The organism is Paraburkholderia sp. 2C (assembly GCF_054589215.1).
Genome location: NZ_BAAILL010000032.1, coordinates 164,919 through 183,102, shown reverse-complemented (window position 1 = coordinate 183,102; position 18,184 = coordinate 164,919). Strand labels below are relative to the sequence as shown.

At 63.7% G+C, this 18,184-nt stretch carries 12 protein-coding genes; 6 read left to right on the top strand and 6 right to left on the bottom strand.

All coding sequences use genetic code 11. The annotated features are described in order from the left end of the window. Positions 1 to 49 precede the first annotated feature (49 nt). Together ccrA and ACYPXD_RS08980 are read right to left on the bottom strand one after the other, a co-directional pair. A complete protein-coding gene (gene ccrA, locus ACYPXD_RS08985; protein ID WP_459709929.1) occupies positions 50 to 1,327 on the bottom strand; it encodes a crotonyl-CoA carboxylase/reductase in 1,278 nt (425 codons plus the stop codon). 44 nt (positions 1,328 to 1,371) lie between these two features. Beyond that, positions 1,372 to 2,130 (bottom strand): SDR family NAD(P)-dependent oxidoreductase, encoded by a 759-nt coding sequence (locus tag ACYPXD_RS08980; protein ID WP_459709927.1) that lies wholly within the window; start codon positions 2,128 to 2,130, stop codon positions 1,372 to 1,374. 375 nt (positions 2,131 to 2,505) lie between these two features. Here ACYPXD_RS08980 and ACYPXD_RS08975 point away from each other — a divergent pair, with 375 nt between their 5' ends. After that, positions 2,506 to 3,678 (top strand): carboxymuconolactone decarboxylase family protein, encoded by a 1,173-nt coding sequence (locus tag ACYPXD_RS08975; RefSeq protein WP_459709924.1) that lies wholly within the window; start codon positions 2,506 to 2,508, stop codon positions 3,676 to 3,678. 47 nt (positions 3,679 to 3,725) lie between these two features. Next, positions 3,726 to 4,250, top strand: coding sequence for a MaoC family dehydratase (locus ACYPXD_RS08970; RefSeq protein WP_459709921.1), 525 nt, complete (start codon positions 3,726 to 3,728; stop codon positions 4,248 to 4,250). Here the strand turns inward: ACYPXD_RS08970 and ACYPXD_RS08965 are convergent. Both ACYPXD_RS08965 and ACYPXD_RS08960 read right to left on the bottom strand, forming a co-directional pair. Beyond that, positions 4,217 to 4,393, bottom strand: a complete 177-nt coding sequence (locus ACYPXD_RS08965) for a hypothetical protein (RefSeq protein ID WP_459709919.1) — start codon at positions 4,391 to 4,393, stop codon at positions 4,217 to 4,219. The genes ACYPXD_RS08970 and ACYPXD_RS08965 overlap by 34 nt on opposite strands. A gap of 450 nt (positions 4,394 to 4,843) precedes the next feature. Further along, entirely contained in the window at positions 4,844 to 5,326 is a 483-nt protein-coding gene (locus ACYPXD_RS08960) for a PRC-barrel domain-containing protein (protein WP_459709916.1), read from the bottom strand. 369 nt (positions 5,327 to 5,695) lie between these two features. Between ACYPXD_RS08960 and ACYPXD_RS08955 the strand changes: the two genes are divergently transcribed. Continuing rightward, on the top strand, positions 5,696 to 9,859 hold the full coding sequence (locus ACYPXD_RS08955) for a CheR family methyltransferase (RefSeq protein WP_459709913.1): 4,164 nt from the start codon (positions 5,696 to 5,698) through the stop codon (positions 9,857 to 9,859). Positions 9,860 to 9,942: 83 nt separating this feature from the next. Here ACYPXD_RS08955 and ACYPXD_RS08950 read toward each other — a convergent pair whose 3' ends face one another. Further along, the gene (locus ACYPXD_RS08950) at positions 9,943 to 14,055 is read right to left on the bottom strand and encodes a CheR family methyltransferase (RefSeq protein ID WP_459709910.1); all 4,113 of its coding nucleotides are present in this window, start codon (positions 14,053 to 14,055) and stop codon (positions 9,943 to 9,945) included. A gap of 210 nt (positions 14,056 to 14,265) precedes the next feature. Between ACYPXD_RS08950 and ACYPXD_RS08945 the strand changes: the two genes are divergently transcribed. From ACYPXD_RS08945 to ACYPXD_RS08935, 3 genes are all read left to right on the top strand, one after another. After that, the gene (locus ACYPXD_RS08945) at positions 14,266 to 15,294 is read left to right on the top strand and encodes a chemotaxis protein CheB (RefSeq protein ID WP_459709907.1); all 1,029 of its coding nucleotides are present in this window, start codon (positions 14,266 to 14,268) and stop codon (positions 15,292 to 15,294) included. Between the two features lie 74 nt (positions 15,295 to 15,368). Continuing rightward, positions 15,369 to 15,968, top strand: coding sequence for a helix-turn-helix domain-containing protein (locus ACYPXD_RS08940; RefSeq protein ID WP_459709905.1), 600 nt, complete (start codon positions 15,369 to 15,371; stop codon positions 15,966 to 15,968). Positions 15,969 to 16,125: 157 nt separating this feature from the next. After that, a complete protein-coding gene (locus tag ACYPXD_RS08935) occupies positions 16,126 to 16,809 on the top strand; it encodes a hypothetical protein (RefSeq protein WP_459709903.1) in 684 nt (227 codons plus the stop codon). Between the two features lie 435 nt (positions 16,810 to 17,244). Here ACYPXD_RS08935 and ACYPXD_RS08930 read toward each other — a convergent pair whose 3' ends face one another. Then, complete coding sequence (locus ACYPXD_RS08930; protein ID WP_459709901.1) at positions 17,245 to 18,042, bottom strand: EAL domain-containing protein; 798 nt, start codon at positions 18,040 to 18,042, stop codon at positions 17,245 to 17,247. Positions 18,043 to 18,184: the final 142 nt, after the last annotated feature.

The following is an 18,184-nucleotide window of genomic DNA, read 5'->3' as shown; positions in this document are numbered from 1 at the left end:
ACACAGGGGTGCGCACAACGGCGCACACAAGGACACGTACATTCATCGTTCACACCCGGCGCGCTGCGTCAAGATCGTCGCTGCTGCTGGCCTGTACGAGCACGGCCATATTGCCGGGCAGATGCAGGTTGTTGCGGATCTTCGCGTGTGCTTCAGGCAGCCGGTTCCACGGGAAGACCTCCGACAGGCACGGGTCGATGCGGCCGCTCATCACAAGCCGGTTCGCTTGCGCGGCCTCCTTCAGGCTTGCGAAGTGACTGCCCTGAATCCGCTTCTGGCGCATCCAGATGTAGCGCGCGTCGCAGGTGAGGTCGTAGCCGCTCGTCGCGGCGCAAAACACGACCATGCCGCCGCGCTTGACGACATAGCAGGAAGCAGCGAACGTGTTGCGGCCTGGGTGTTCGAACACCATGTCGACGTCACGCTTTTCGCCTAGCGCCTGCCAGATGGCCTTGCCGAATTGCTTCACGCCGTCGATATACGCGGCGTATTCGGCAGTCGCGTCGATGGCGGGCGGCGCGCCCCAGCACGAGAACTGCGAGCGATTGATCACGCCCACCGCGCCGAGGCTTCTGACGAAGTCCGCCTTCGAATCGTCCGACACCACGGCGACCGGACGCGCGCCCGCCAATGCGGCCAGCTGGATCGCCATCGTGCCGAGCCCGCCCGCGGCGCCCCAGATCAGGACCGATTGTCCGGGCCCGAGCACATGCGGCTTGTGGCCGAACAGCATGCGATAGGCGGTCGCGAGCGTCAGCGTGTAGCAGGCGCTGGCCGACCACGTCAGGTGTTTGGGACGCGGCATCAATTGAGTCGCCTGAACCCGCGAGAACTGCGCGAACGAACCATACGTCGTTTCGTATCCCCAGATGCGTTGCGACGACGAAAGCATCGGGTCGCCGCCGTTGCACTCCTCATCCTCGCCGTCGATCTGCGAGCAATGCGCAATCACTTCGTCGCCGACTTTCCAGGCACGCACGTTGGACCCGACTGCCCACACGATGCCGGCAGCGTCCGAACCGGTGATGTGATAAGGGTCGTCATGCAGGTCCAGTACCGAGAAGGGCTGGCCGAGCGCGGCCCAGACGCCGTTGTAGTTGACACCCGCGGCCATCACGTGAACGAGTACTTCGTTCGCGCCGATCGACGGCACGTCGACAATTTCGCGCGTGAACGCTGTTTGCGGTTCGCCGTGGTTTTCGCGGCGTATCGTCCATGCGTGCATTTTGCGTGGCACGACGCCTAACGGGATCGGCTGGCCGATCTCGAACAGCTCGGGTCGCTCGCTCGCGGCCTCGACAACCATGTCTAACAGTTCGGTATCCATATCTGTATCGCCAGAATTTCTGATTGCCGCGTGCAGGTTGGGCTTCAGGCGGCTGCCATGCCGCCGTCCACGGACAGCGCGGTGCCTGTGATGAATGAGGAAGCGTTACTGGCAAGGAACACGACGGCCTGCGCCATTTCACCTTCCGTGCCGAGCCGCCCGACCGGATGAAACCCCTTGATCTGATCGGTCATTCCCGTTTCCTCGAGAAATTTTTCGACCATCGCTGTGGCGACGAAAGCCGGGCAGATCGCATTGACTCTGATCTTCTGTTTCGCATATTCAAGCGCCGCGGCTTTGGTGAGCCCGATAATTCCTGCTTTGGAAGCGTGATAGCCGCATCCGCCGAATGCGGAGGCGACAAGGCCGTAGGTCGACGACATATTGACGATCGATCCTCCGCCGGCCTTGAGCATCTCGGGGATCTCGTATTTCATCGACAGGAACATCCCCTTGAGGTTGGTGTCCACGACGTAGTCCCACGTCGACTCGTCGGTCTCGGCAACAGGTTTGCCGAAGACCTCGACGCCTGCATTGTTGAACGCAATGTCAAGCTTGCCGAAGGCGGCGACGGTTTGCGCGACGGCGTTCGCGCAGTCGTCGGCGCGCGAGACATCCGTTTTGACGAAGATCGCCTCTCCGCCTGACTCGCGAATCTCGTCGACCACGCTTTGCCCTTCCTCTTCGCGCCGCGACGCGACCGCGACCTGGGCGCCTTCTTTCGCAATCAGCAACGCAGTCGTTCGCCCGATCCCCGAACTTCCCCCGGTCACGAGGGCGACCTTCTCCCGAAGCTTCAACAAAGGATTCTCCTGGTTATAGGTGCTGCGAACGGTCCTCGATACGAACCGGCAAAGGAGTGCGTGAATGATTCTATTAGCGGTGTTAAGACAAGCGATTGAACTTCACAAAAGTTCAGATTTGTTGGATAGAGAGACGAACCTCTTGCGACTTCGAATCGAGTACGATGGCTTAGCCGTGATGCTTGCGGATTGAATTGTTGAAAGCCAGGCACAATGAGCGTGCTTAAGGCATCAGTCGCTCAATCGATGAATATCGTTTGAATGACTGATTAAAAATTCGAGGCAGCCTGAATGCGGGAATCGAAAAGGGAATCGAACCGGATGCTGGACTCACACGGCGCGCTCGAGCATCGAAGCTCGCGGTACGAACGTGGGATGGCGATCATCCATACGATAGGCGACGAAGGGTTCGATAGTCTCAGCGCCGCATTGGATCGCCTCGATCCGGACTTCAAGCGCCTGCTCGTCGAAGGCGGTTATGCGGACATCATTGCCCGGCCCAAGCTTGCGCTCAAGCATCGCGAGCTCGTTACCGTCGCCGTGCTGGCCGCCGTCGGCAATGCCGATTCCGCGCTTAAATATCATGCGAGCGGCATGTTGAATACAGGATGGTCTGCCGAAGAACTGCTTGAGACCATCTTGCATACGTCGATCTATGCCGGTATTCCAGTGGCGATAGCCGGTATTCAAACTGTCTTGGCGATGCTTTCAGAGCGAGGCATCGAGGTTACGCATAAGAAACGTGCGCCGGCGCGCGAGACGGCGTTGCGCGAATCGCACGACGTTGCGCGGTTGCTGCGCGGCGAACATGAACAATTTGATTGGCTGCCGGCGGAAATACGCGAACTGTTCACCCATGTCGTGTATGGCGCGGCATTGGAGAGGCCGGCGTTAGCGCTCAAGGATCGCCAGCTTGCGACATTGGCGATTGCCATGGCCAGGCAAAACCAGTGGTCTGCTGTCAGGTTGCATTTGAAGGCCTGCCTGCGAGTGGGATGGACGCGCAGCGAGCTGACCGAAGTGCTGATCCAGCTGACCGGCTATATCGGCTGGCCGGTGGTTTTGCCGGTCACAAGAATTGCACTTGAGGTCTTCGACGAAATTGCAGGTGAAAACGTATCCGATGGAGTGAGGCGGTCCCAGCCGGCCGAACCGGTTGTGGCGCGAGATACGCGCTCGCCTGCGGAAAATCTGTCTGCGTTTGCTTTATCCAGGGACGTGGCGGACCTGTCGCCGCTCGTTGCGCAGTATCTGCGGGAGATGGGCGCGCCGACGAAGCGGTTCGATGCGATCGAAGAGGCGCGAGCAGCCCGGCTTGCGGATATCGCCTGTCTGACATGCCTTGCGCGAAACGCGGACGCCGAGGTGCTTGCCGCCCATGTAAAAGAAGCGCTATCGCTGGGCGCATCGAGACAGGACGTCGTCGACGCCATCGTAAAGGCGTTGCCTCATGCCGGCGTATTAGCCGTGCAGTATGGCTTCAATGTGGCAAGCAAGGTTTTCGGAACGGCTAGTGCAAGCGGGCGCACAGAAAGTCAGACCGCCTGACTGAATAATGAACAGGCGCTAAATCGGCGAAAAAAGGAAATCAGACGATGAACGAGGCTGGTGGCTACGATCTTGAAGACCTGGTGGTGGGCATGAATGCACGCTTCACGAAGATGCTGTCCGAGCGGGATGTCTTTCTGTTCGCCGGTGCCTGCGGCGACCGGAACCCCGTCCACCTCGACGAAGAGTATGCAAAGCGAACGCGATTCGGCGGCCGTATCGCGCACGGCATGCTGTCGGCTTCCGTGATTTCCGCGGCCATTGCCGCGCGTCTGCCTGGTCCCGGCTCCATTTATCTGGCGCAGAACCTGAGCTTTCGGCGCCCCGTCAAGATTGGCGAAACGGTTTGCGCAACGGTCACGGTCAAGGAAATACTGACGGGCCGGCGGCGCGCCGTGCTCGAGACGAAATGCGAGGTGAACGGCATCGTCGTGGTGGATGGCGATGCCGTTGTGATGCCTACGTCGTGCGCCGAGCGTGCGAAGGAGCAGTCGCGAATCCAGAGTCTGGAGGTTGCTGGCTTTGCGCAGACCGCCGACTACGCAGCCGCCAAACCGCCGTCGACCCGATAGATCGCCGCCGAAAAAGTCATCACGGAAAGCACGAGCAGCATTGTCGCAAGCGGAATCGTCAGCAGGCTGGCGACCAGGTTTAGCACGAGCGCCGAGTAGATGCTCGACGGCCCGAACATTACCTGCAGAATGGGAATGCCCATAAAGGCGGCGTCCGTGGCCGCAAACGAAGCCTTTGAGCGTCGCAAACGACCAGCGTGGTTCGCAGGCCCGCAATCTTGCCGGATTCGCCGCGGTTGAAACCGATCAAAAGGCCGGCAGCGATCGAGCGTCGACCCGTATCGATACGTATCGATACGTCTAGCCAATCGAGCGTGAGCGGCATCGCTCCCATGCGGCACCTCCTTTTTACAACGCATGATCGCCCTGTCCGCGCGCGGCGTCCGATCAGCATAAAAAAAGGTGATGCATGCAGTCGGCGCCCGAATGGATGGTTTCGGCGATGTGCCGCGCCCGCTGCGACGTAGGCGGCCGCGCCAAATTTGCTTCAGCGCGGCCGCGCTAATCGATGCGAGCGTGTCGCAAAACGCGCGCAGCGGGGCTCGTCGCATCGCTGCGCGCGCATGGCCGGTGCCGCATGAACGGGCCCCGGCTTAAAGACCCTGCACATCCGTTCCCTGACGTTGCGCAGCGGAACCGCTGCCGAGCGGTGCATCGGACCAGTATGGCTGCCGGTTGTAGTACTGATGCATCTGCGTGCCCCACGCGGTATCGGCCATTGACGGCCAGTGGTCCTTATCGAAGCCCGGGTCGTCCTTGATGCGTTGCGCCGCAATATCGACGCGGAAGCATTTTTCCGCGGTGTCCAGCGTTAGCGCGCTCCATGGAATCGCATGCAGGGTCGAGCCCATGCCGAGAAAGCCGCCCTCCGACAGCACGGCATAGGCGACGCGGCCGCTGCGCACGTCGAGCATGATGTCCGAGATCTTGCCGACGTGCTCGCCGTCGGAAGTCATCACCTTGTTACCGTCGAGCGTCGCCGCGGCCATGACGTCCGGGCCCGGGCCTTCGCCCACTCCACCACCTACGATTTGTGCACCCGATTGGGATGCGCCTTGCGGGTTAAGCGTGCTCATAATTTCCTCCCTCCTTTGGGAACGATGTTGCGTGATGGATTCCGCAATCGCTATGCCTAACTGGCGGCTGCGGTCATACCCTGGACCGTACGCGCGCTTGCCGATGCCTGGCGTGAAGTAGCGCGCCCGTTTCGCGCAAGCCGCTTTCAGCCTGTCGACGCTTGGGTGCACTCGTCGTAGCGCGTACGCTTGATCTGTATATGCGATGCCCCGGTGCGGCCGTTTCGCCGCTTCGCCTGTTGTTTCCCTTATTGCCGCTGCCCCGGCGCGGTCGCGTGTATGCTTCGGGTGCGCGCGGGGCGCGCCGCCTGGCATGGGCTGCCGCGCGCCAGTCGAAATCCGCAACGAAGGCGATAAGAGGAGAGATCCATGCCGAGCGAGTCCTCGTCACCGCGAGAGGCGTCGATCCGCAATGCGCAGAATGCGCCCGCCGCGTCGCCCGATTTTCCGGTGGTCGGCATCGGCGCGTCCGCGGGCGGGGTCGAAGCGCTGCTGAGCTTTTTCGAGCATGCGCCGGCACCGATGGGACTCGCGCTTGTCGTGATCCTGCATCTGCCGTCCGAGCCGGTCAGCCATATCGACGAGGTGCTGCAACGTGCGGCGCGCCTGCCGGTCACGCAGGTCACGAGCGCGACGCCGATCGAAAAGGACCACATCTATATCATTCCGCCCGGCAAGCACCTGTCGGCGGCGAACGGCTATCTGCATGTGACCGAACGCGCGCAGCAGGCCGCGCCGATTGCGATCGACTTCTTCTTCCGCACGCTCGCCGATGCGCACGGCACGCGCGCAATGGGTATCGTGCTGTCGGGCTCCGGTTCGGACGGCGCGGTCGGCTTGAGCCGCATCAAGGAAGCGGGCGGCATGACAATCGCGCAGGAGCCGTCCGACGCGATGTACCCGGAAATGCCGCATCACGCGATCGCGACCGGTCACGTCGATTTCGTGCTGCCGGTGGCCAAGATTCCGGGCAAGCTGCTCGAGCTGTGGCGCAATGCGCAAAGTATCCAGCCGATCGCGATGGAAGCCGAAGAAGAGGCCGAGGGCGCGGCCGAACCGTCGCACGACGAATCGGAACGCGCGCTGCACGACGTGCTCATGCATCTGCGCGTGCGTACTGGGCACGACTTCCGCCACTACAAGCGCGCCACCGTGCTGCGCCGCATCGAACGCCGGATGCAGGTGAACGGCGTGCGCGACCTGCAGGCGTATCGCGCCTTGCTGCGCGCGACGGCGGCCGAGACGAGCGCGCTGCTCGCGGACATGCTGATCGGCGTCACGCAGTTTTTCCGCGATCGCGACGCGTTCGACGCGCTGCGGCGCGAAGTCATTCCCGGTGTGTTGCGGCCGTCGTTCGGGGATACCCAGGTGCGCGTCTGGGTAGCCGGTTGTTCGACCGGCGAGGAAGCGTATTCGATCGCGGTGTTGCTCGCCAGCGAACGCGAAGCGGCTAATTCGGCGACGTCGGTGCAGATTTTCGCCACCGATATCGACGAAGCGGCGATCGTGCGTGCGCGCGCGGGCGTTTATCCGGCCTCGGCCGCCGCCGATATTCCGGCCGCGATGCTCGGCCGGTACTTCGTGCGCGAGGGCGCGAACTTCCGGATCGCCAAGCCGATACGCGAAAAGATGTTGTTCGCCGTGCATAGCCTGCTGCGCGATCCGCCGTTTTCGCAGCTACATGTCATCTCCTGCCGCAACGTGCTGATCTATCTCGACCGGTCCGTGCAGCGGCAGATTCTCGAGCTGTTTCATTTCGCGCTGCGCCCGGACGGTTATCTGTTTCTCGGCACGGCGGAGTCCGCGGATGCAGCCGACGACCTGTTTATGGTCGTCGACAAGAAGAACCGCATCTATCGCGCGCGGCCCGCGCTCGGCCGCATGAAGGCCGCGGTCGGCTTTCCGCTGCTGGGCGTCTCCGAACAGGCCGCGCGCGAGGAAAAACCGTTGGCGCCGCCGGCGGGCGCCGCACCCGTCGTGGACCGCCGCGCGTTTTCGTTTTCGGCGCTGCACCAGCGCGTGCTCGAGGAATACGCGCCGCCGAGCGTGATCATCGACCGCGACTCGAAGATCGTGCATCTGTCCGATACCGCGGGGCGCTTTTTGCATCACGCGGGCGGCGAGCCGTCGAACAACATCATGGAGCTCGTGCTGCCCGAGCTGCGCCTCGACCTGCGCACCACCCTGTTCCGTGCGCTGCAGACCGGCGCGAGCGTCGAAGCGCGGCGCGTGAAGCTGGTGCGCGGCGACGCGGCGTCGTGGATCAACATGACGGTGCGGCCGTTTCACGATGCCGGTCTCGATGCGGACTTCTTCCTCGTGCTGTTCGACGAGGTGCAGGAGCGCATGACCGATGAGGGCGAAACCGACGGCGGCGGCCGCGACCCGGTTCTGATCCAGCTCGAACACGAACTGCGGCACAGCCGCGAGCAGCTCGCGACCACGATCGAGCAGTACGAGACGTCGGTCGAGGAACTGAAGGCGTCGAACGAAGAACTGCAGGCGATTAACGAGGAGTTGCGTTCGGCCACCGAGGAACTCGAAAGCAGCAAGGAGGAGTTGCAGTCGGTCAACGAGGAACTGACGACGGTCAACGCCGAACTGCAGAACCGGATGGAAGATACAGCCAAAGCGAACGACGACCTGCAGAACATCATCGTGTCGACCGATATCGCCACCGTGTTCGTCGACAAGAAAATCCAGGTGAAACGCTTTACGCCGAGCGCGACCCGTATTTTCAAGCTGATCGATACCGATATCGGCCGCTCGCTGTTCGACATCACGCATTCGCTGCGGTATCCGACGCTGGCCGAGGACGTCAAACAGTCGTTCGAGGCGCTGAAGCTGATCGAACGCGAGATCCAGAGCCACGATGGCCGCTGGTATCTGCTGCGCCTGTTGCCGTACCGCACGGCCGACGACCGTATCGACGGCACGGTGCTCACGCTGATCGACGTGACCGAGCGGCATGTCGCCGAGGAAGCGGCGCGGCGCGGCGAAGAACGGCTGCGCCTCGTCGCGCAGTCGACCAACGACTACGCGATCATCGTGCAGGACCCGCAGGGGAAGATCGTTTCGTGGAACGCGGGCGCCGAACGCATCTTCGGTTACGACGAAAAGGACGTGGTCGGCCGCAACGTTTCGCTGATCTACGAACAGAACGACGGCGCGCAGCAGATGGCCGCCCGCCAGCGCGAGAACGCGCAGCGCGACGGGCGCGCCGACGACGAAGGCTGGTATGTGACGAGGGACGGCAAGCGCGTCTACTGCAGCGGCGTCGTCACGCCGATTGCCGATGCGTCGTTCACGGGCTTCGCGAAGATCGCGCGCGACCTGACCGAGCGCAAGCGCCGCGAGGATGCGAACCAGCAGGCGCTCGAGCACGAACAGCAGCAGCGCGAAAAGGAAGTGCTGTCGAACCAGCTGAAGGACGATTTCATCGCGGTGCTGTCGCATGAGCTCAAGCATCCGCTGAATCTGATCGGCGTGAAGGCGGAGATGCTGCCGCGGCTGCCGGAGACGCGCGGCATCGCGTCGGTGCGCGAGACGGCCGAATCGATCCGGCGCGCCGTGCGCAGCCAGGCGCAGATCATCGACGATCTGCTCGACCTGTCGCGCATCCGCACCGGCAAGCTCGCGCTCGAAGTGAGCCGCGTCGATCTCGCGGCGATGATCGAAGGCATTGCCGATGCCGTCGAAGAAGATGCGCATGCGCGCGGTATTGCGCTGACCGTGGAGCTCGATGCCAAGCCGGCGCTCGCGATGGCCGATCCGGTGCGCTGCGAGCAGATTATCTGGAACCTCGTCAGCAACGCGTTGAAGTTCACGGGCGCGCATGGGCATATCCATATCGGGCTCACGCGTGAACAGGCGTTGTGGCGTATCGATGTGACCGACGACGGCGAGGGCATCGAACCGGCGCTGCTGCCGTACGTGTTCGAGATGTTCCGGCAGGGCCGCGCCTTGCGCGATGTCGGCAAGGGCGGCCTCGGTATCGGTCTCGCGCTGGTGCGGCAGCTCTCGGAAATGCACGGCGGACGCGCCGCGGCGCGCTCGGACGGCCAGGGGCAGGGTACCGCGATGACCGTCTGGCTGCCCGTCGCGGGCGACGCCGACGGCTCGGCCCGCTTGACGGCGCGCATGCCGGGCAGCATCGCAGCGCTCAACGTGCTCGTGGTCGAAGACGACCCAGAAACGGCTGCCGCGCTGTCGGAACTGCTCGCACTCGAAAACGCGTCGGTGCGCGTCGTGCCGAATGCCGCGCAGGCGCTGGCGGCGCTTGCGCGTCAACCGGTCGACGTAATGCTCGCGGCGTTCCCGCCGCGCGATATGGACGGCGCCGCGTTCGTGCGCAGCGTGCGCGCCGGGCGCCCGTCGCCGCAGCTGAAAATCGTCGTGATTGCGCCGCACAGCCGCGAGCAGAATGCCAACGCGAGGTTACCCGAAGGCGTCGATCTGCAGCTCGTGAAGCCGCTCGATTTCGATGAGTTGCTGATGGCGCTGCTGCGGGTGAGCGGGCGCGACGGGACGTGATGCGGCAAACGCCGCGCGCGATGCGTGACGCGCGGCGCTTGCGATGCCGGGCGGCCCCAGGAGCCAGGCGCGCCCCGGACCGCTCAGGCGGGCTGCCGCGTGCCGCGCAGCGTCGCGAACACGGCAAGCAGATCTTCGAGCATCACGGGCTTCTTCAGATGGGCGTCGAAGCCTGCCTGCTTCGCGCGCGCGACGTCCGCCTCATGGCCGAAGCCGCTTAGCGCAATGCAAATGACATGCTTCAAGCCCGGCCTTTTGCGGACTGCGTCGACGAGTTGAAAGCCGTCCATGCCCGGCATGCCGAGATCGGACAGGATCATATCGGGCGCTTCGCCGTCGGCGAGCATCGACAGCGCCTGTTCGCCGCTCGTCGCGGTCCGCACGATCGCGCCTTCGCTTTCGAGCAGCAGCCTGAAGGTCTCGACCGTTGCCGCGTCGTCGTCGACCATCATCACGCGCACGCCGTTGAGCGACGCGTGCGTGGCCTGCCCGGGTGAGCCGCTCGCCACGTGAAACAGCGGCCGGTGCGTCGGCAGCGTGACCGTGAACGACGCGCCGTGGCCAAGCCCTTCCGATTTCGCCTGCACGGCGCCGCCATGCACGTTCACGAGTTCGCGCACGAGCGTGAGGCCGATGCCGAGCCCCGTGCGGCGCCCGGCCATGCTACGCGTCTGCTGATACATGTTGAAGATATGCGGAAGCTGCTCGGGGGCGATGCCGCTGCCGGTATCCGTGATGCGCAGCACCGCGTTGCCGGCTTCCAGCTGCAGCGACACGTCGATGGTGCCGTGGGCCGTGTAGGTGAGCGCGTTGCTGAGCAAATTCCAGACGATCTGCTCGATGCGCGTGATATCCGCATGCACGACGACGGAGGCATCGGTAATCGAAACGCCGAGCGCGATGCCGCGTTGCGCCGTTTCGCTTTGCACCGCGCCTGCCACACGTTGCACGATCTCGCGCATATCGACGGCGGTGCGCACGATCGAAAGTTTACCGGTGCGCACGCGCGAAATATCGAGCAGGTCGTCGATGATCTGCGCCTGGCTCATTACGGTGCGGCGGATCGTATCGGCGGCGCGCGACAGGTTCAGGTTGCCGCTCGTCTGCGGCGCGCGCGCGATCAGCTCGGCGCTCGCGGCAATCAGATTCAGCGGGTGCTTGAGCTCGTGGGAGACGACCGCGAGAAATTCGTCGCGGCGCAGCTGCGCATCGCGTTCGCCGGTGTTCTTCGCGGCATCGCCGGGCTTGCGCAACGCGACCGCCTCGCCGCCCTGGATCAGTTCGCCGAGGTTGCGCGTGATCTTCGCAAAGCCGCCGACGTCGCCTTCGTTCAGGCGCGACAGCACGCCGCCCGCGAAAAAGCGCGAACCGTCCTTGCGCCGATGCCAGCGTTCCTCTTCGATGCGGCCGAAGCGGCGCGCTTCGTCGAATTCGTGCTGGGCGATGCCGGCCGCGCGGTCTTCGTCGGTCGACAGCGCATCGGCGCGCTGGCCGAGCATTTCTTCCTCGGCATAGCCGAAGATGCGCTGCGCGCCCGCGTTCCAGCTCGTGATGATGCCGTCGTCGTCGAAGGTGATGATCGCGTAGTCCTTCGTGCTTTCGGCGACCATGCGCATGCGCCGCTCGCCGTCGCGCAGACGGTCTTCGGCGATGCGCCGCTCGGTGATGTCGATAAACGACAGCACGGCGCCGTCGATGCGGTCTTCGGTCGTGCGATACGGCACGAAGCGCGCCAGATACCAGCGATTGTCGTTGCTGCGCAGTTCGCGCTCGATTAGCCGCAGCGAATCGAACGCCTCGGCGGCGTCGTCGGCAAGCTTGTCGTATTCGAGACGATGCGTAATGTCGAGCAGCGACCGTCCGATGTCCGACGGGATGATGCTGAATACGTCGGTCGCGCGCGGCGTATAGCGCTTGATGCAGATATTGCGGTCGACGAAGATGGTGCCGATATCGTTGGCGGCAATCAGATTCTGCAAGTCGTCGTTGATCTTGCCGGTTTCCTCGACCTTCGATTTCAGTTCCGCGTTGACGGTGGTCAGTTCCTCGTTGATCGACTGCAGCTCTTCCTTGCTCGTTTCGAGCTCTTCGGTGGCCGAACGCAATTCCTCGTTGATCGCCTGCAGTTCTTCGTTCGAGGCCTTCAGTTCCTCGGTCGACGTTTCCGATTGCTCGATCGTCGACTGGAGCTGCTCCTTCGTGCGCAACAGTTCGCGTTCGAGCTGGCTGACGACGGGGTCCGAATGCACGCTGCCCGGCGGCGTTTCCGCGCCGCCCATGCTGTCCTCGACCTCGTCGAACAGCACGAGCACGAAGTCGGCGCTCGTTTCCGGGTCGTGCACGGGCCGCGCGGTCATATTGACGAAATACGAGCGCCCGTCGCGCTCGATGCGCACGCGGCGCGCCTCGACGCTATGGTTCGTGTGCAGCGCCTGAAAGATCGCGGTACGCAGTTCGAGCCGCAACTCGGGCCGCACCACCGCGACGATGTTATGCGAGGGCTCGCCGCCCGAATATTGCAAAAAGCGCCCCGCGTGGTCCGACAGATGGACGATTTCCGAATCGCGGCTGACGAGCGCGCTCGGCGGCGCGTATTGTTCGACGAGGCGCTGGTGCAGGTCGCCGAACGAAAAGCGGCGCCGGCCCGGCGGCTGGATCGTCGAGACCAGCGGCCGCATGCTCATCGTGGCGCCGCCGCCGAGCGACACCGGCATCGGCGTATCGCCGCGCATGGCCGTATTCGCACGATAAATGCGGTTGCGCTTGTCGATCACGGTGAACATCGAACTGACGCTATCGGCCGATTCCGAGCTGCCGAGAAACAGGATGCCGCCCGGGCGCAGCGCGAAGTGGAACATGTTCAGAATGTCGATCTGCGCTTCGCGGTCGAGATAGATCAGCAGATTGCGGCAGCAGATCAGATCGAGCCGCGAAAACGGCGGATCGCTCAGCACATTGTGATGCGCGAACAGCATGTGCTCGCGCAGTTCCTTTTTCACGCGGTAGTGCGCGGCATCCCTGTTGAAGAACTGCCGGATGCGAACCGGCGATACGTCCGCGAGAATCGAGTCGGGGAAAAGGCCCGTGCGCGCGAACGAAATCGCGCGCTCGTCGATGTCGGTCGCGAACACCTGGAACGACACGCCTTCGGTCGATTTCTGCGCGTGTTCCTGCAGCAGAACGGCGAGCGAATAGGCCTCTTCGCCTGTCGCGCAGCCGACCGACCAGACGCGAATGCGGTCCAGCTCGCTGCGGCCTTCGAAAAGCTGCGGCAGCATGTCTTTGTCGAGCGCTTCGAACGCTTCCTTGTCGCGGAAGAAATTCGTCACGCTGATCAGCATGTCCTGCAGCAGCGCCTGGGTTTCTTCCGGATGCAGATGCAAGAAGTCGCGGTAGGCCTGCAGATCGATCAGGCCGTTCACCTGCAGGCGCCGCTCGATGCGGCGCAGGACCGTCGCGCGTTTGTAATGGCGGAAGTCGTGTGCGGTGCGCGTGCGCAGAATGACCATGATCTCGCGCAGCGCCCGTTCGGTGCTTTCGCTTACTTCGGCGTCGCGTTCCTCGGCTTCGGCCGCGTCGGGCAGATTGATCTGCGTCGCGTTGCGGGACAGGTCCATGAGCCGTTGCGGCATCTCGGCGGCGGGCAGCACGAAATCGACCATGCCGGTGGCGATCGCGCTGCGCGGCATGCTGTCGTACTCGGCTTCGGACGGATCCTGCGCGAACGTGATGCCGCCCAGCTCCTTCACGCGCGAGAGGCCGACCGAGCCGTCCGACCCCGCGCCCGACAGCACGATTCCGACGGCGCGCTCGCGGTGCGCCTCGGCCAGCGTGCGGAAGAACAGATCGATCGCCGCGCGGCGGCCTTCTTCGGGCGTCTGGTGATCGACGCGGAGATAGTCGTCGACCATCGTCAATTCGAGCGACGGCGCGATCAGATACACGTGGTTGCGTTCGATCGGCGTCGCGTTCGTCACCTGCACGACCGGCATGTCGGTCGCCTTTTGCAGGAGCGACGGCAGATTGCTCTCGCGGTCGGGCGACAGATGAACGATCACGACGAACGACATCGACATGTGGGCCGGCAACGCTTCAAAGAATTGCAATAGCGCATTCAAGCCGCCGGCCGAGGCGCCGATGCCGACGATCATATGGTCGGCCTGGCCTGGCAGCGTTTGCCCGCGTTTTTTAGGCATGTCTACATGTCCTGAAGTGGATCCGGTGCGCTCGTGCCCAACGCCGTGCGGCGCGGCGGCCGCCGTACAGGGCGCGGCCTCCATTATCCGTCGGCATAAGGGGTAAGCAAGCATTACGCCATGGCGAATATGACGCCAGCCGCCTGACAGGCCGGAGCGGGTCCGCGTCTTGCTGCCGATTGCTCTTCAAACCCGGGAAACGAGACCTTCATGAAGCGTCGCGACATCGTCGTGATCGCCGCGTCGAGCGGCGGGTTCCACGTACTGCGAACGCTGGTCGAACGGCTGCCTGCCGATTTGCCGGCCGTCGTTTCCATCGTAATGCACATTGGCCGGCACGCAAGCGCGCTGCCCGAACTGTTGTCCCGCTGGGGCCCCTTGCCGGCTCGCTTTGCGGCGCACGAAGAGGCGCCCGAAAACGGCCGCATCTACGTCGCGCCGCCCGACCGTCACCTGCTGATCGGCAAAGGGCGGTTTCGGCTGAGCGTATCCGCGGCGGAAAACTTCGCGCGCCCGGCGGCCGATCCCCTGTTTCGCTCGGCGGCCATGCACTTCGGCGAGCGTGTGGTCGGCGTCGTACTGAGCGGCGACCTTGACGACGGCGCCGCGGGGCTCGCGACGATTCGCGCGCACGGCGGCTACGGGATCGTTCAGGATCCGGCGCAGAGCGCGATGAAGTCGATGCCGCTTGCCGCATTGCAGGCGGCAGGCGCCGATGCGGTTGCCCGGCCCGAGGATCTTGGCGACGCAATCGTCGCGGCGGTGCAAGGCGCTGAACGCGTCGCATCGGATGTCGCGGGCACGGCCGATCTGGCCGCGTTGCGCAGCGAGGCGGAGATCGGCTTCGGCGCGCGTGCGGGACTGGACGAGCTCGACGGAATCGCGGTACGGTCGGCGTTGACCTGCCCGGAATGCGGCGGCGTGCTATGGCGCATACGCGATGCGCGGCCGCTGCGCTACCGTTGCCATACTGGCCACGCGTATTCGGTGCGCTCGCTCGACAAAGCGATCGCGCAACGCGCCGAATACGTGCTCTGGAAGGCGATCCGCACGGTCAACGAGCGCATGGTGTTCGCGCGCGAGCGGCGCCAGTGGGCGGTGAACAGCGGCGACCCGGGGGCGGTCTCGTTCGAGCAGGCGCGCATCGATGAGGCCGAGACGCTGGTCGACGTGCTGCGCGCGTCGATCGCGCGGACCGGCGCGTCGCACGGTCCGCAGCGAGCCGACGAGTTGGCGTAGCACCACGCAGTTCGACAGTTCGCACCTAAGGTACGCGGGTCGCGCGTTATGCATGCATCCAGGGCGAGGGCGAGTTGGGAAAAATTCATATCTATCTGCTTGGCGCTCCCGAGCCGCTTATGCCGGAGATGGAACTGATCCAGTTCGACAAGGCGGGCTATACGGTCGCCGTGAGCCGGCTTGCCATCGACAACCTGCCGGCCTACACACCCGCGCGCGAGCGGCCGGAACTGCAGAGCATGCTCAGGCGTCTCGCCCCGCGCGACACGCTTGTCGTGCTCGATCTGCCGGCGCTCGGCTGCAATGCGCGCGACATTCTCGCGACGCTGATGCACTGCCGCAAGTCGAAAATCCTTGTCAAATGCGTCGAGCTTGGCCATACCGATCTCGCCGGATTGCCCGAACCGTCGGCGGTCAAGACGCTGCGCGCACTCGTGCGCCTCGATGCGGCATGCCGCAGTTTGCGCAGCAGGGACAGCCTCGCGGCTGTTCGCGCGGCGGGCAAAAGCACGGGCAGGCCGCCGTCGCTTTCCGACCAGCAACGCCAGCGCGTGCTCCAGTCGCTGGGCAAGGGCCAGTCGGTCAGCGAGGTCGCGCGCCGGTTCAATACCTCGCGGCAAACCGTGCTGCGCATCCGCTCGGATGGGGAGCGCGCGGGCGCAGGCGAGGTGTGATGCCGCACGCCTTTACCACGCTCGCGTTCATGTGTCCGAAAGCCATGCCTTAAGAACGCGCACGCCATCCGCGGTTTGCTTACGATGGATAAGACGTGCTGCAGCCGCATCAAAACGGATTTTTCCGCATTGCGGCGAAGGGCACGAGGGACGGATTATGACTATAGAAGAACGCGGTCGCGCGGCGGGTTCGCCTCGCGATGAAGGCGTGCGAAGCCCACGCGCGCATGCAACCGGCGGCCGCGCTGTGGCGGCGCCGACCGGTATAAGCGGCAGGGCATGCCGCGAGTTCGAGGCGTCGCTCGCGAAGCTGCAGGCGGTTACCGAACGGATGCAACATACGGAGGACGCCGACGGCATCGATTCGATCGCCTTTGCGCGGGCGCTCGAAAACTATCAGCGCGCGAGGCTGGTCTGGTTGTCGAACGACATCATGCTGCGAAGCAACGCGGTGTGCATGCCGGTGCGCGCGCCGGCACCGGAGCGGGTGCTCTCGCTTCAATACGCCGAGCCGGTCGCCGCGTCGTACGAGATTCTGCTGCGCATCAACGGCTATCCGGTCATGTCGCTCGATGGACTGGCCGGGCTTGACGCGCTGCTCGACCGTTTCGCGCCGCAGGTGGTGCTGCTCGATCTCGACGAACGCTTCGGCATGAAGCTCGCGTGTGTCGTGCGTGCGCGGGAATGGCAGCGCCGGGAGCGACCGGAAGGGCGGGGCGATATACGTATTGTCGGGCTCGCGTCGCCGCGACTCGCGCAACTGCATGTTCCGCTGGTGGACGTCATGATCGGCAAGCCCGCGCAGTTCGGCGAACTCATCGATGCGTTTCACGTTAGCTAATAAACGGCCGCATGCGCTGCGTGCCCCGCGCGGTGTGGATGTACGAAATCATGGCGTTATGGACACGACACGCCTCTTTACGTTGGTGCCCCCCATTTCATAACCTCGTGGGAAGTTATTTTCGGTTCCTATGCGATGCCGCGGTTTGAGGACACGCTCTCGTCCGCCTGTCCTTGCGGCATAGCTTTTGAGCGGCCTTCGCGGCACAGCTCCGAGGCGGCCCTATGCGGCCGCTCTTTTTTTGCTGACGGGAATGTAAATCCTGCTTGTCGACGACGATGCCGATACTTCATGGACCTTCACTGAGCTCGCCCGGCGCGCGAGCCGGAAGTGCGCTGAGATTTGCCGCCGCTCGAGTGGCCGCAGTCGGCGAGTGGCTTGCGCAAGCGGGCGACGCGCGAAGTCGTGCATAGAAAAACGAAGTCGGAGAGGCCTTTATTCCGACCCCGCCGCTTTTGCCTCGTGACGGCAAATCACTTCGTCGACATCTTCTTCTTCCACCGGCTGGCAAATGAAAAACCCCTGACCTTCGATATCAGGGATGGTTTTCGCCCACGCGAACTGCTCTTCGGTTTCGAGCCCTGTCAGTACGATTCGCTTGCCGTGGTTCCGAGCGAGGCGCACCAGCGTTTCCACCATCCGCTGCGATTCGCCATTGGCCCGCACCTGCCTGATCAGCGAGCGATCGAACTTCACGGTATCGACGGGTAATTGCTGCAGCAGCGTCAGCGAATTGAACCCCGACCCGAAGTCGTCGAGCGCGACGCGTACGCCGACGGCCTGAATAGCCTGAATGACGTCGATAAGCCAGTCGAGCCGGTCCGGATGCACGACGCCGGTGAGTTCGATTTCGAAACGGCATGGGCTTACGCCAAGCGATGCAAACAGGGCCTTGAGGCGGCCGGGTAAATCTTTGCGGCCAAGTTCCGCGGCCGAGAGATTGATCGCAAGCGACAGATGCTCCCGGCCGTCCATCTTCCATTGGACGAGGGTTTGTATCGCACGTGAAATGAGCAGGTCCGTAAATCGGCCCGCAAGCGACGAGTCTTCGACGACGGTAATGAAGTACGCGGGCTCGAGCACGCCGCTTTCCGGATGCTGCCATCTGATCAGGTACTCGAAGCCGGACAACCGGTTTTCCTGCAATCTCAGCTTCGGCTGCAGCATGAAGAAAAACTCGTTCTGGCCTAAGCCGCGTTCCGCATCGCTGACCGGGGTGAATGTGTTTTGCATTGGCGAAGGTTGTCGCATTGGTGTTCCGCTTCGTCTGATGCGGTTAAATTGCGCAGCGAGCCGCGCACTGTCTCCCAAATCCAGTCGTGGCGCCCCGCCCGGCGCGTGATGCTCTTATCCTGGGGTTCGCTGGCCGCTTCAG

Excerpts from the sequence above, each read along its gene's own strand:
- ACYPXD_RS08930 (WP_459709901.1), bottom strand. The coding sequence starts at position 18,042 with ATGCAAAACACATTCACCCCGGTCAGCGATGCGGAACGCGGCTTAGGC.
- ACYPXD_RS08955 (WP_459709913.1), top strand. The coding sequence starts at position 5,696 with ATGCCGAGCGAGTCCTCGTCACCGCGAGAGGCGTCGATCCGCAATGCG.
- ACYPXD_RS08965 (WP_459709919.1), bottom strand. The coding sequence starts at position 4,393 with ATGGGCATTCCCATTCTGCAGGTAATGTTCGGGCCGTCGAGCATCTAC.
- ACYPXD_RS08950 (WP_459709910.1), bottom strand. The coding sequence starts at position 14,055 with ATGCCTAAAAAACGCGGGCAAACGCTGCCAGGCCAGGCCGACCATATG.
- ACYPXD_RS08945 (WP_459709907.1), top strand. The coding sequence starts at position 14,266 with ATGAAGCGTCGCGACATCGTCGTGATCGCCGCGTCGAGCGGCGGGTTC.
- ccrA (WP_459709929.1), bottom strand. The coding sequence starts at position 1,327 with ATGGATACCGAACTGTTAGACATGGTTGTCGAGGCCGCGAGCGAGCGA.
- ACYPXD_RS08975 (WP_459709924.1), top strand. The coding sequence starts at position 2,506 with ATGGCGATCATCCATACGATAGGCGACGAAGGGTTCGATAGTCTCAGC.
- ACYPXD_RS08960 (WP_459709916.1), bottom strand. The coding sequence starts at position 5,326 with ATGAGCACGCTTAACCCGCAAGGCGCATCCCAATCGGGTGCACAAATC.
- ACYPXD_RS08935 (WP_459709903.1), top strand. The coding sequence starts at position 16,126 with ATGACTATAGAAGAACGCGGTCGCGCGGCGGGTTCGCCTCGCGATGAA.
- ACYPXD_RS08970 (WP_459709921.1), top strand. The coding sequence starts at position 3,726 with ATGAACGAGGCTGGTGGCTACGATCTTGAAGACCTGGTGGTGGGCATG.